The sequence below is a fragment of the Bradyrhizobium sp. Leo170 genome (assembly GCF_004296405.1).
Taxonomy (GTDB): Bacteria; Pseudomonadota; Alphaproteobacteria; order Rhizobiales; family Xanthobacteraceae; genus Bradyrhizobium.
Genome location: NZ_PSRR01000249.1, coordinates 1 through 13016 on the forward strand (window position 1 = coordinate 1; position 13016 = coordinate 13016).

Genomic DNA, 13016 nt, shown 5'->3' on the forward strand with positions numbered 1-13016 from the left:
CTAGGCTCGTGCGAGGCTAAGAGGCCGCCCTTGCCCCCGTATCACGTTCTTCGCCTAAATCATTTGGCTTCCCATCATGTCAGATAGTAGACCAGATTAGGATAATCGACGGGCTTCTTCCGGCGTTTGGCTGGTAATTCCATCTCCAACTCGAATGCCCGCGCTTTCAGGCGCTCGTATGTTTTCCGGCGCATCCTGGGTGGACGTTCCGGAAAGGGCTCAGTCGGCGACGCCATTCCTCCGAGCTGCAACCGAATCTTGCAGAGTTCGAAATGAATCCGACCATATGTGCTTTTGGCTTGGCAGGCGTAGAGAGGATCACCGATGCAGGACCGGCAGAGGTAGCCGCCCAGCCCTTTGAGCAGCTTCGCCACCCTCTTCCCGCAAGATGGGCAATGCATCCAGGGACGCCAGCCCCCGAGATGGCAGCGCGTCCATGACACCCGGATTTGCTGGACCGTGCCCCGGCCCCAATTCTCCAAGACGAGCCAAAAGCGTTCGCTGATGATCCGGTCTATTGAAGGCCATCGGAAGCCCGTTTCGAGACTCATGGCTCGATGCTTCAACAAGCCCAGACGCTTTAGCTCCCTGACGTCGAGTGCGTCCCGGGATAGATGTTCGACCGTCGCTCGATTCCGATCCCTCAATCTTCTTACCATCGGTTTAGGACCCCTCAACGACGGGCAGCGCAGAACGCAAATACGACGGGCTCCGAGATCCGTCCGTATTGGCGCATGGCCGCTCGGCGAATAGAGATTGCACTATAACCGCCGCAGTGGATTGGTTGTGACAATGGAGATCCTGCGTGACGGCTGTTAGCAGGCGCTTGCCCACCTCAGACGAATGTAAGCAGCCTACGGGCGTTCGGGTGCGCTCGCAAAGGCCGCTAGCCAGGGGCGAATGGACGCCCTAGTGTACCTCGGCTAGAGTGCCCGAGAGCCACAGGAACGACGAGAAATCCTACTTCACGACCCGTAGCCGTTGCGGTGGCAGCGTTTCCCGCGTGAAGACGTTACCGAAAACAGCCTTACAAATTCTCAATGACTGGATCAGGTCCCCAGCCTCTATTTACTTGCACACGTGCGCCACCCTACCCCGTTTTTAGTACAGCTCGCGGATTACATTGTAGGCCCGATCGGTCCACTTCGGCAGTTTGGGATCGAATAGCTCCCCAAATGCAAAGGATCACCCGGCCACGATGTCGATGTCTGCCAACTTCGCATCACTGACATACAGGGTGTGGATCACCCCGTTTTTGAGAGTTGGCTTCGCCGTGACCTTCAAGGGCAGATTGCGATCCAGTGCCGTCGTATAGACGTTGCTTGGCATCGCTAGTGCAGGGTCGGTGATCTTCCCTGAAACGATCCGATCATCCGGCACCAATTTCAAACGACAAGCGCCGTTGGTCTTGAAGACGCCCTCAACGAAAACTTGGTGTTCAGCGGTGTCGCCGAGTTCAAGCGGCTCTCTTGCCCGCAATACCTCCGCCGCTGGCTCGTCAACCATCGGTCCAACCTGCGGCGCGCCTATCTGCAATTGGCGAACACTGTGGCCAACGGGAGCTGGTAGCTCGCGCAACGGCGTCCGGTTTTCGGCAACTAGCCGTTCAATCATACCTTGCATCCACGCCTTGTCCTGCATCTGGCCGGCGTGAACCTCTCGGCTAAACTCCATCTGCTGCGTCGCCAGGTCGTGAAGTTTATCCATAGCCATCCCGGCATCCGTTTTCCGACCAAGCGCGGTCTTGATCACTACGTCGAATATCCGTTCGACCAGGACGCTGCCAAGCTTCAGCAAGATCGGATGAAACATCGGCATTGCGCCGTTGTTCATCACCGCAATGATTTCCTGCAAAAGCCCGTTTTCTTTGCTTGGCCTGACGTAGAAATTGATCTTGTGCCTCTTCGGAGACGCAATTTCGGCGAAGAAAAGAAGGTGAACTATATCGTTGCCGATACGCGCGATGCTGGCTACCGATCTACCGAAGTGGTTGGCATCAACAAGATGACTGTCAGCAAAAAGGCCCGTGTACCTGATCGGTACAGGTTCAAACACTTGGTCGTCCATAATTTTCCCCCTGCGAAATGAGCATTGCACAATCGAGGAAAATTGCAACCGCCGCGGGAATTTGACCCATTTTTGGTTCGACTGATGTCGAAAACGCCACTTTTGAAAGCAAGGGCGGTTCAACACCCGGATTCCGACGTGGTTTCGCTCTGGTGATCTGAGGGACTAATCGACGCCGGCATCGGTATTCGGACGGCCAATACCTGATCCGGAATCTGTAACGGTGATCTCTTTGACGAGGCCAACTTGACAAGCCTGCGACCTCGGCCTGGAGGGCCTGGTCTCCAAGCACAAAGAACGGCCCTACCGCGCCGGCCGATGTGACCACTGGATCAAGGTGAAGAAGGCCCTGCAAACCGCTCCCGCTGGCGGCGGTTAGTTTCTGAGCTCCACGGCCCTTTCTCAGAGGGCATGTGCACGTGGGAGTGGCCCGGCCAGGGAAACCTGGTCGGGCTTTTCTGTGCTCCGCACGTGGATGTCATCACCTGATACGGCGAAGGGTATGAGCCAAAGAAAAAAGCCGCGCCATCCGGGCGGGATGACGCGGCCAGTCCAGGGAAGGAGGGAAGCTGGCCCGAAAGCCAGCTATGGAGTCTTAGCGCGATTTGCAGGCATTTAGCGACTGTACTCGCCTTCAAGATTGCCTCGCCGCATTGTGATGTATCCCTCACCTCTGCGCAGACGCTCGATGGTTTCAAGCATCGTGGCATTGCTGCTCTCCAATGCCAGTTGCCGCTGATCGATGACCGCGATCTTCTTGTCCGTCTCCGCGATCGATTCTATGCGATCGAGCGCAACAGGAGGATTCAGTGTCTATCGCAGATCGAATCGGACTCAGTCTTATGTTTCCCGCCCTATGGGCGCTCGTCTATTCCGTGGTGTCGGAGATAACGCCGATGATCATACTACTTCACACGATGCTAAGAGACCTCGCCGGCTCGCGCCCAGCAATAAAGCGCCCATAGGGAGCACAGGTTTTTCGCCCGGCTCCAATGCATAAGAGTTGCGAGGCCGCACCACGGGCCGCCATAAGCCCGAGAAACGGCCTTCCAACCTACTTCCTCCCAGGCATAGACAAAGCCATTCGGGACGAGATGATAGCGATATCGTTCACCTGAGCATCGCTTGCCGCGCGCGCGGTCCCGAGGCTGCAACGATTGATCATAGACGGCATCAGACGACTCCGTGACATCGGCCGCCTCGATTGTTGGCTGCATAGACATTGCGTTGCTATTGCGCCACGCGATGCCGCGTCAGATCGCCCTGCCGCTTCAGTAGCCGCCGCCGTTTCAGCTTGCGCCTGCTGCGCAATTGACTGACCAATTCGCCCCGCAACAGTAGGGCCGCTCCCCTCGCCGTATTACGAAGCAATTGATTGAACGCCTTCGCCCAATTGCCCGGTCATTTCACCAATTGCGCGAGGAATTGCATCGCCAATAAATGGCGCATTCTTCGCCAACCATTGCGCCGTTGAGCGATGATCCCATCGTCGGCCTGCCCGCTGTGGCAAGCTGATGCCTTCCGACGCGCCGGAAAATCGGCGGTGACCCGCCGTCAGCTACACCACGCCACGACACAATCTAGGCCTGGATTGCGAGCGCCGCAGATTGCCGTACTCGCCAACTGCTCGATGAATGATTGCTCTATTGCTCCAATTGGCAGGAGCCGCATTTCCTCGATTGCGCAAACCATGAAATACGGAGCATTGATATTGCGGGCGAATGCAAGAGCTTCATTGAAATTGCGAATTGCTGATTGCGCATCGACCAATTCGATTCCAATTCGCTCGGATTACATCTCATTGTTTTGCTGAGGTCGGGATTGACCATCGGCAGCACTTCCTGGGCGATTGAGGCCGAGATTTTCGGCCAATTCATTGCCGCAATGACCTCTCACCCATTCCATCGGACTGAGCGCGAAGGAATTGCCCCTCCAATTCCGGCGAGAGGGCGTCATTCGGGATTGTCCGTCGCCGAAGCTTCGCTAGTGTTCGCGAGGCCTCAGGTATTGAGAGCCATCAACCTCATATTGGCGGATATGCCCGCCCTCCTCCAATTCTCGCAACCAGTCCTCAATGAAATCTCGGGCATCGTCGTCGTATGGGTAGAGAAGGCTCGCGAGCATTCGCGAGGCCGCGCGAGCCCTCCCCGAATCGTCGGCGATTGTCTAAATCTGGATGTAGAGCAGGCGCGCGTCTCGGGAGAGCCTGCCCGCTGACGGCGGCCCATCCGCCTCCAGGCATGGCGCTTCATCAGCCATCCATTGCGCACTTGATGGAAGTTGCGCGCAGTTGCGCAATCACGCAACTCTCGTCCAGCGACGGGGTCACTCCGGCCGGTTGGTGAGATAGATCGACTTTCAGAAAAGCATCCTGCGCCCGTCGCGCGCTCGGCAACGGCGTCGGTTCATGCCGTGCAAGGATGCTGTCTCACATCAATTCAGTGAGAAGCATAGCGGATTAGGGTTCTTCGATTTTGTACCTACATAATGGAGTGGGTTCCCTCCCCCTCCTTACTTCCCCTCCCTTCTCCCCCCATCCGGGTCATCCTATCCGGGCTGTGTTCGGTCCTGTTGATAGTTCTGCCCACGCTTGGCTCATCGCTGCTGCTGTGTTCTCCGCGTGGCGCTGCGGCACTACCAAGCTGTCATGAACCGGCAGCGCGGGTGTCCCGTCGGCGTTGAGAATCTTCAGCGCGCGCATCATGATGTCAGAGTCTCGGCGCATCAGGCGAATGCCTGCGTCGGAGCCGAAGGCGCCGGCAATAGGGTTGTGCTTGGCGCGGACAGCGAGAATGACCTCGGCGGCCTTCGTCCTGTCGTTCGGCGCTGAGAAGCCCGTGGCCCGGCTAAGCGCAACGATTGCGCCCTGCGTCGTCGCGGCGTTGAGCGCGATATTCACGGCGAGTTTGACGTCGGCGCGTTGCCATCCTGGGATCGCATATGGATCGCCCGCCGGCATCGGCGTGTTGGCCTCGTTGTAGAGCATGGACAAGTGCATCGCGCGAAAGTCGAGTTCGGCCGTCGGCATCCCGTTGATTGTGATGCGCTTGCGCCACTCCTTCGGAATGTTTTGGTACCAGCCGTAGGCCCTTCCGCCGAGTTCGAACGAGCCGCGGGAGAAGATTCGCCGCACTGGATTGCCTGGCACCGGCAGGATGAGGCTTTGAGCCCCGTCGGCACCGGTGAAGACCATGTGTCGGCCTCGCCAGGACACGCCGTCGACCTCGATTTTGATCGACGAGAGCATGTCATTGACCTCGCGCATTTCTCCCCGCAGATGCGCGGTCATGGCGGTGTCTTGGTAGCCGGTGCTGTCGCCGTCGGCGTCGCGCAGCACTATTGGGTCACCGGGGCTATAGTGCAGCGCTTGCGGCAGACTACGCCAAACGCCCATCAGCTCGTCCGTGGCATCCACCCAAGATTGCCGGCCGCGATTCCCGGGAGGAACGCGGTGGTCTCGAACTAGCCGAAGCCCTGCCGCTTCAGCTACGCTGCGCAAAACCCGGCGATAGCTCCAACCCGTGCCGTGATATCGGCCGATGCCGGCATAGAAGTCTTTGGATCGAGAATACGAAAGCCCGCGGTCGCCCTCAGCAGCCAAGCATGCCTCGGTGAGCAGTGACTCGCGCGAGCGATCAGCCGGGTCTAACCCAAGCGCCTCGGATAATCCGTTCGAACGCCAGTGGTATCCTAGCGGCCGGTCACGCTTGGTCTGGTCCCAATAATACGCCATCGCTGGCCCTCAGATTGAGAGGGCAGCTCACAGCGCGCTTGCTTTGTTTGCACACAAATGGCATGATCGAATCCTTCCGAGAGTTCGATGCCCAAGTTCCAACGCCTCCCGCTTGCCACGGGGGGCGTTGCTCGTTTGCGGACAAGTGGTTCGCGGTTCATGGACAAAAAGGCGCTGCCCGCCTAACGCCGCCTTTGGCGAGGCGGGCGCTCTGCGAAAACTCAAATGAGATTATTGAAGTTCGCCCTTTATTCTGCGCTGAGATCAGGCTGCTACGTCGGCAACTGGCGACGTCGCCGCGTGTTTCATCGCGTAATGACGGACCCCTGTCTCAAAGTGCGTATCTACAATCCTTCCGGGTAGAGCTTATGATTCCGCTCGATGGCTCGCGCGATTTCAGGGCGTTCGTTGTAAAGCCATTCGACCAGCGTATTCCCACTCGGCCAATATCCCCTCCACTTAGGACACACTCGTAACGTAGCCCCCCACATATCGAGCATACTATCTCTAATTGCGTCCTCACGACTAGCTACCACCAGTAGTGAATGAAAATTGTACTCTTTGGTGTTGCTCATCTTGCGACCTCGGTTCATTTCGAAACTATTAGTGATGAAAAGGCGTCATCCGGGCTAGGAGGGCTTGGACGTCGCCCGATGCGCGCCGCCGACGGTACGTCCGCGTCAGCAGTGGCTTCAATTCTTGTGGGCAAGGCGACCAACGCCGAGAAAGCGTCAGGGTCGATGGTCCCAGAATATTCACGCGCACAGCGGATTAGGGCGTCACGGGTCCGGCAGTAGGACCGGCCCCGCCAATCGTTTGCACGCGTGCTCCCTGGGGAGCCGCGACGCTGAAGGATCCACTGCAACCCGTCCGGGCATCGGATGACGCGCCAATTCGAGTTCAGCATCACGACGATGTGCTGGTAGTAGTCGGCCGTCTCCCGCAGGCTCATTTCGCCCCTGCCCGGTCTAGCATCTGCCGAAACGCCAGCTTAGGCACCCTGATCAATTTGCCGATGCGGATGACCGGAAGGTCCCCACGCTTGGCCGCCTCATAACTGGCGTTGCGAGTAAGTCCCAGCATCTCGCCTGCTTCCGGCACCGTGTAGACAAGGCGCTTATTCTCGCTGATTTCTTCATCCGTCATGGTTCGCTCCGAATGGTGTAGTTCTACACCATAGACCATGACTTGCTGAGCTTAACAAGCGATTAGTGGTGGACACCACCGTTATTTGATCCTAGTGTTGTTTCGTCATGATCAGTCTCAAAAGCTACTGCGGATTCCTGTCGGACATCATCGGTTTAACGCCCGACGCCCTTTACGAGCGTCAAAGGGTGCTGGTTCGCGCCGGTGCTCTTTCGAACGCTGTCGCCGGAAAGGGGCCCGGAAGCGGTATTCGTGCGACACCCGGGAACGTCTCTAAGCTATTACTTTCTGTCTTGGCATCGGACAGCCTGTCGGAAATTTCAACCAGAACTCGAGAGCTTGCGGGGCTCAAAAGCGTTGCAGGCAAATGTCCATTCACCAGCGAAGCCCGGTTTCAAAAGGCATTCGAGAACCTATTAAGCAATCGGACTCTAGCTGAATCCGTCCTTGGAATTGACGTCAAGCGAATGAGCGGAACCGCTCAGATAATGTTTAAGCGTTCCGACTCCCAAGTTGTCGCCTCAAAGTTCGGCGTCGACAACAAGCGGGACAGGGGAATGGCCTTGCAGATTACAGCAACCATACCGGGATGGGGTATCGAGGTTATCTCGCAGGATATGATCGATATCGCCGAGGGCAGCCCGCTTTCCACTCATACACCGTACTAAGGATGCAGAAAATGACCGCATACGTCAGGCGACGATCAAAGCCAGTAAGGAGGCAGGAGAAATGAAAGGCTCAATTCGCGAGCGCTCGCCTGGTCATTGGGCAATCATCCTTGACCAGCCCGGCCCCGCCACCGGCAAGCGGAAGCGAAAATGGCACTCATTTCGTGGCACGAAGCGACAGGCCCAAATCGAGTGCGCCCGGCTGATCTCGGACCTAAGCGGCGGGACGTATATCGATCCGTTGAAGCTGACCGTCGGCCAATGGATCGATCAGTGGATTGAAGCTGGAGCACCGGGGCGCCGACAGAAGAAGCCCAGCCAACGGTCGCTGGAGCGATATGGGCAATTGCTGCGCACGCATGTCAAGCCCGCGCTCGGCAATCGACTGTTGCAGAAGCTTCAGGCAACCGAGATCGATAAGCGCTACGCCGATATGGCGGCGGCCAAGGCCATATCCCCGCGCACGCAACATCATGTTCATATCGTCTTCGGTGCATGCCTGGCGACCGCCCACCGCAAAGGCCTTCTTCTCGTCAACCCCATGACGCGCGTCGAACAAATACCGAACCCGGAGGGGCATGTTTACGAGACGGAAGGGGAGGAGCCCGATTCAGACGATATTGGCGAGGGCCTGACCGAGGCCGAACTGCGGACACTGGTGGCAGGCTTCGAATCGACAAGCCAATATCCCGTTGTCGTGGTCGCAGCCGCCACCGGTGCGCGGAGGAACGAGCTCCTCGCCTTGCGCTGGTCCGATCTTGACGTCGAGAAAAAGACCCTGCGCATAGAGAGGGCCTTGGAGCAGACGAAAAAATTCGGGATCCGGATTAAACCGCCAAAGACGAAACGGGGGCTGCGCACGATCGATTTGGACAACGCCACGATTGCCATCCTGCTGAAACAGAAGGAGCGACACCTCCGCATCGTGGCGGGCATCCCCAAGGGAGCGGCTGACGTTGATCTATCGCTCGTGCGCCTGCCCGGTGCGGCCCTGATGTTTCCGGCCCTGTTCGGTCCAGGCCGCGGTGTGTCATTCACGACACCGCGCGACCCGCGGAACTTCTCAAGGGAGTTTGCGGAGCGAGCCGGAGATCTCGGTTTCGGCAAGACCCGGTTCCATGACCTGCGGGGCATCCACAGCACGGCCCTCCTCGACGCCGGCATTCCCGTGCATACGGTCGCCCAGCGGATCGGCGACGATCCGGCCACCCTGTTGCGGAGCTACACCAAGCGGAAGCGTCTGAAGCAGGCCGACGAGAAGCTCTCCAGCACCATCACCGGATTGGCGGCCGGATTTCTCGGAGCTGGAAACGATTCGGTAGCAAAGCGGTAGCAAAGCCCGCTCGGGCCGGGATGGGGTTTATCTAAGTTATTGATTTCATGGCAGGAGTGGCAGGGCTCGAACCTGCGACCCCCGGTTTTGGAGACCGGTGCTCTACCAATTGAGCTACACTCCTAAGGAACCGAAGCGTCGCCGCCGGTTCGCGCCGTTTGAAGCACAGGGCATGCCCCGAATGCAAGGGTGAAGCGGTAAACACCCTGTTCAAGATCACACTTCTCGGCCAGACTTTAGCCGTCGCCGCGACAACAAGAAGCAACGGGAGAGACCATGACCGCGCAAACCGCCACCAGGCCGACATCCGCCCCGCAGACGCCACCCCTGCCCTCCGCCAGGCCGGAGCAGCTTGGCCTCTCCAGCGTCCGGCTGCAGCGGATGTCCGACACCTTCAAGCGCGAGGTCGACAAGGGAACCATCCCCGGCGCCACTGTGCTGGTGGCCCGCCGCGGCCAGATCGGCTGGTTCGACACCATCGGCCGGCAGGCCCCCGAGGGGGCTCCGATGGCGCATGACACCATCTTCCGCATCTTCTCGATGACCAAACCGATCGTCTCGGTCGGCATCATGATGCTGCTGGAGGACGGCCACTTCCTGCTCAGCGATCCCGTCGCGAAATTCATCCCGGAGTTCGCCGAGACCAAGGTCGGCGTCGAGCACAACGGCAAGCTCGAGCTGGTGCCGGCCAACCGCCCGATGACGATCCAGGACCTGCTCCGCCACACCTCCGGCCTGACTTACGACCACACCGGCAACGGCCTGGTGCAGCAGCTCTATCAGCAATCGCGGCTGCGCAGCCGCAAGATCACCAATGCCGAGCACGCGACCCTGCTCGCGAGCATGCCGCTGATCTGCCAGCCCGGCGCCGAGTTCAACTACAGCCGCTCCACCGACCTCCTCGGCAGCATCATCGAAGTCGTCAGCGGCAAGACGCTCAGTGCCTTCCTGACCGAACGCATCCTGGCGCCGCTGCAGATGACCGAGACCGGCTTCTACACCGGCGAAGAAAATGCCACCCGGCTTGCCGAGGCGTTCGCGACCGATCCGTGGACCGGCGAGAAGGTGCAGCTTTTCAACATGCTGGAGAAGCCGGCGATGGAATCCGGCGGCGGCGGGCTGGTCTCGACCACGATGGACTATGCCCGCTTCTCGCAGATGCTGCTCAATGGCGGCGCGCTCGACGGCAACAGGATCATCGGCCGCAAGACGCTGCAACTGATGGCGTCGGATCACCTCGGTCCGCACGTGAAGATCCAGGGCACGCTGGTCCCGCCCGGCCACGGCTTCGGCCTCGGCTTTGCGGTGCGCACGCATCAGGGCATCGCGCCGTTTCCGGGCTCGGTCGGCCAGTTCTTCTGGAGCGGCGTCGCCGGCACCTTCTTCTGGATCGATCCGGTCGAGGAGCTGTTCGCGGTGTTCATGTCGCAGGGCCCGGGCCAGCGCGACTATACCCGCACGCTGGTCAGGAACGGCGTCTACGCGGCGCTGGACTGAGCCGACCGGCGCGCGATCAACTGATCGTCGCGCCGCCGTCGATCACCACCGTCTGGCCGGTCATGAAGTCGCCGGCCTTCGATCCCATCAGCACCGCGCAGCCGGCGATCTCGTCGGGGATACCAATGCGCTGCAGCGGCGAGCGCGCGGTCGAGGCTTTCAGGTTCTCCGGATTGTCCCACAGCGCCTTGGCAAAGTCGGTCTTGATCAGGCCGGGCGCGATGCAGTTCACGCGGATATTGTGCTTGCCGTATTCGCAGGCGAGATTGCGCGCGAGCTGCATGTCGGCCGCCTTCGAGATCGCGTAGGCGCCGAGGATGGTCGATCCCTTCAGGCCGCCGATCGAGGACACGATGATGATCGAGCCGTCCTTGCGCTCGATCATCTGCGGCACCACCATCGAGATCAGCCAGTTGTTGGCGACGATGTTGTTCTCGAGGATCTTGCGGAACTGGTCGTCGGAGATGCCGGCCAGCGGGCCGTAATAGGGATTCGACGCCGCGTTACAGACCAGCACATCGATCTTGCCGAAGGCGCGGTTGCTTTCATCGACGAGGTTCTGAAGGTTCTCCTTGCTCGAGATGTTCGCCGCGACCGCGGCTGCAGTACCCTTGCCGAACTTGCCGTTGATCTCTTTCGCCACCTCGTCGCAGACATCGGCCTTGCGCGAGGAGATCACCACCTTGGCGCCATGCTCTGCCATGCGCTCGGCAATGGCGCGGCCGATACCGCGTGTCGAGCCGGTGATGACGGCGACTTTTCCCTTCATGTCGAATAAGCTCATGTTTCTCTCCCACAAATGATGTCTTGATGTTGGTTCCGAGCTAAGCAGCGTTCGCCATCGCGGACAACTGTGCGTCAGGCGAGCTTGTTCTCCGGCACGACTTCCGGTCCGGCCGGCTGATGCATCGCGGCATGCTTTGCGTCCGCGATCCATGGCTGCTGGTTCACCATCGGCAACCGCCAGAGGCTGGTGTCCGCGCTTGCGATATGATCGAGCCGCGTCACCGAACAATTGTCGATGTCGAAGGCAAGTCCCCTCTCCGGCTGGCCGCCGAGCGCCAGACCGACGGCGGCCTTGATCGTGCCGCCATGACCGACCGCGATCACGTCCTTGCCGGCTTCCGCGACATTGATCCGCACGATCGCACGGCAGACACGGGTATAGAGATCCATGAAGCTCTCGCCATCAGGCGCGGGCTCGTTGATATCGGCAAACCAGTGGCTGCCGACCGGGCGGCTGGCAAGGAACGCGGTGCGGTTCATGCCCTGCCACCGGCCGAGATGCTGTTCGGCGAACGCGGCTTCCTTCGCCATGCTGGCAGGCTTCGGAAAACCCGCGGCCCAGATCGCCTCCGCGGTCTGATGCGTGCGCATCAGATTGCTTGCGTACCAGACCGCGGTGCGCGGCAGGATCTTCGCGACCGCGTCGAACACTTCGCGATCGCTGGCGTCGCATTCAATGTCCTTCTGGCCGTAGATGTTGCCGCCATCGCTGCGCACCGGCGCATGCCGAACCCACCACCACCGCGTCGTGACTACCTTTGACTTGTCAGCATTGGACATCACAAGACCCCTTGAATAGTGTGCACGTGTCCTACGTCAGAGCACATAACGTCTCAAGTGACTTGTCTGAAGTGACTCGGGCGTTTGAAATCTTGTTTGAATTCCGCGCAGCGGCAAGCGCCGATACGCAAAGCTATCAGGGAGAAACACATGGGCCGCCTCGAAGGCAAATCCGTCATCATTACCGGCGCGGGAAGCGGCATCGGGCGCACTGCCTCTCTGTTGTTCACGAAGGAAGGCGCAAAACTGATCGCGGTCGACCGCGCCGAGGGCGTGAACGAGACCGCAAAGCTCGTCCGCGAGGCCGGCGGCACCGTCGAGGCCGTGATGGCGGATGCAGGCTCCGAAGCCGACGTGAAGGGCGTCATCGATAAAGCACTTTCGAAATACGGCAAGCTCGATGCGATCTGGGCCAATGCCGGTGTCAGCGGCGGCCTGGTGCCGCTCGCCGACCAGACGGTCGAGCACTGGCTGGAGGTGCTGCGCATCAACCTGATCGGACCGTTCCTCGCGATCAAGCATTCGATCCCGCATATGACCAAGCAGGGATATGGTTCGATCATCTGCACCGCGTCGGTGGCGGGGTTGAAAGCCGGCGCCAGCGGACATCCCTACGGCGCCAGCAAGGCCGGCGTCATCAGCCTGGTGCAGACCACCGCCTATTCGCTGTCCGGCACTGGCGTGCGCATCAACGCGGTCTGCCCCGGCCTGATCGAGACCGGCATGACCAAGCCGGTGTTCGACCGCGCCAAGGAGCGCGGCACCTCGGACAAGATCGGCCAGCTCAATCCGCTCAAGCGCCCCGGCCAGCCGCACGAGCTTGCCGCGATGGGACTGTTCCTTGCGAGCGATGAGGCGTCTTACGTCAACGGCCAGGCGATCCCGGTCGATGGCGGCCTCACGGCGTCGATGCCGTACACGGGCAAGCCGATTTAGGTTGCGTAGGTGACGCGCATTCTTCCCTTCTCCCCTTGTGGGAGAAGGTGTCGCGCATGCAATGCGCGCC

Annotated in this window: 11 protein-coding genes and 1 tRNA gene; 5 read left to right on the top strand and 7 right to left on the bottom strand. The window is 59.8% G+C overall.

Features of this window, described 5'->3' with window-relative positions; all coding sequences use genetic code 11:
- Positions 1-74: 74 nt before the first annotated feature.
- Both CWO89_RS31035 and CWO89_RS46240 read right to left on the bottom strand, forming a co-directional pair.
- A complete protein-coding gene (locus CWO89_RS31035; protein WP_130582327.1) occupies positions 75-374 on the bottom strand; it encodes a hypothetical protein in 300 nt (99 codons plus the stop codon).
- A gap of 811 nt (positions 375-1185) precedes the next feature.
- Positions 1186-2067, bottom strand: a complete 882-nt coding sequence (locus CWO89_RS46240) for a DUF7947 five-stranded beta-barrel domain-containing protein (RefSeq protein WP_165421406.1) — start codon at positions 2065-2067, stop codon at positions 1186-1188.
- 1755 nt (positions 2068-3822) lie between these two features.
- Here CWO89_RS46240 and CWO89_RS31045 point away from each other — a divergent pair.
- Positions 3823-4284, top strand: coding sequence for a hypothetical protein (locus tag CWO89_RS31045; protein WP_130582328.1), 462 nt, complete (start codon positions 3823-3825; stop codon positions 4282-4284).
- 325 nt (positions 4285-4609) lie between these two features.
- Here the strand turns inward: CWO89_RS31045 and CWO89_RS31050 are convergent, their stop codons facing one another.
- Complete coding sequence (locus tag CWO89_RS31050) at positions 4610-5404, bottom strand: hypothetical protein (RefSeq protein WP_130582329.1); 795 nt, start codon at positions 5402-5404, stop codon at positions 4610-4612.
- A 1344-nt stretch (positions 5405-6748) separates the two neighbouring features.
- Positions 6749-6946 carry a helix-turn-helix domain-containing protein gene (locus CWO89_RS31055; RefSeq protein ID WP_130582330.1) on the bottom strand — a complete coding sequence of 66 codons (198 nt, stop codon included), beginning with the start codon at positions 6944-6946 and terminating at the stop codon, positions 6749-6751.
- 107 nt (positions 6947-7053) lie between these two features.
- On the opposite strand from CWO89_RS31055, the gene CWO89_RS31060 reads away from it, so the two are divergent.
- Positions 7054-7614 (top strand): hypothetical protein, encoded by a 561-nt coding sequence (locus CWO89_RS31060; RefSeq protein WP_130582331.1) that lies wholly within the window; start codon positions 7054-7056, stop codon positions 7612-7614.
- A 61-nt stretch (positions 7615-7675) separates the two neighbouring features.
- A complete protein-coding gene (locus tag CWO89_RS31065; RefSeq protein WP_130582332.1) occupies positions 7676-8947 on the top strand; it encodes a tyrosine-type recombinase/integrase in 1272 nt (423 codons plus the stop codon).
- Between the two features lie 48 nt (positions 8948-8995).
- On the opposite strand, the gene CWO89_RS31070 is transcribed toward CWO89_RS31065, so the two are convergent.
- Positions 8996-9071 (bottom strand) — tRNA-Trp (locus CWO89_RS31070).
- Between the two features lie 152 nt (positions 9072-9223).
- On the opposite strand from CWO89_RS31070, the gene CWO89_RS31075 reads away from it, so the two are divergent.
- The gene (locus CWO89_RS31075) at positions 9224-10444 is read left to right on the top strand and encodes a serine hydrolase domain-containing protein (RefSeq protein ID WP_130582333.1); all 1221 of its coding nucleotides are present in this window, start codon (positions 9224-9226) and stop codon (positions 10442-10444) included.
- Positions 10445-10460: 16 nt separating this feature from the next.
- Here CWO89_RS31075 and CWO89_RS31080 read toward each other — a convergent pair whose 3' ends face one another.
- Both CWO89_RS31080 and CWO89_RS31085 read right to left on the bottom strand, forming a co-directional pair.
- On the bottom strand, positions 10461-11228 hold the full coding sequence (locus CWO89_RS31080) for an SDR family NAD(P)-dependent oxidoreductase (protein WP_130582334.1): 768 nt from the start codon (positions 11226-11228) through the stop codon (positions 10461-10463).
- A gap of 74 nt (positions 11229-11302) precedes the next feature.
- Positions 11303-12010, bottom strand: a complete 708-nt coding sequence (locus CWO89_RS31085; protein WP_130582335.1) for a histidine phosphatase family protein — start codon at positions 12008-12010, stop codon at positions 11303-11305.
- Positions 12011-12160: 150 nt separating this feature from the next.
- Here CWO89_RS31085 and CWO89_RS31090 point away from each other — a divergent pair, with 150 nt between their 5' ends.
- Positions 12161-12946: an SDR family NAD(P)-dependent oxidoreductase gene (locus tag CWO89_RS31090; protein WP_130582336.1), complete on the top strand. Its 786-nt coding sequence runs from the start codon at positions 12161-12163 to the stop codon at positions 12944-12946.
- The last annotated feature ends 70 nt before the right edge of the window (positions 12947-13016 follow it).

Excerpts from the sequence above, each read along its gene's own strand:
- CWO89_RS31075 (WP_130582333.1), top strand. The coding sequence starts at position 9,224 with ATGACCGCGCAAACCGCCACCAGGCCGACATCCGCCCCGCAGACGCCA.
- CWO89_RS46240 (WP_165421406.1), bottom strand. The coding sequence starts at position 2,067 with ATGGACGACCAAGTGTTTGAACCTGTACCGATCAGGTACACGGGCCTT.
- CWO89_RS31090 (WP_130582336.1), top strand. The coding sequence starts at position 12,161 with ATGGGCCGCCTCGAAGGCAAATCCGTCATCATTACCGGCGCGGGAAGC.
- CWO89_RS31080 (WP_130582334.1), bottom strand. The coding sequence starts at position 11,228 with ATGAGCTTATTCGACATGAAGGGAAAAGTCGCCGTCATCACCGGCTCG.
- CWO89_RS31055 (WP_130582330.1), bottom strand. The coding sequence starts at position 6,946 with ATGACGGATGAAGAAATCAGCGAGAATAAGCGCCTTGTCTACACGGTG.
- CWO89_RS31085 (WP_130582335.1), bottom strand. The coding sequence starts at position 12,010 with ATGTCCAATGCTGACAAGTCAAAGGTAGTCACGACGCGGTGGTGGTGG.
- CWO89_RS31060 (WP_130582331.1), top strand. The coding sequence starts at position 7,054 with ATGATCAGTCTCAAAAGCTACTGCGGATTCCTGTCGGACATCATCGGT.
- CWO89_RS31065 (WP_130582332.1), top strand. The coding sequence starts at position 7,676 with ATGAAAGGCTCAATTCGCGAGCGCTCGCCTGGTCATTGGGCAATCATC.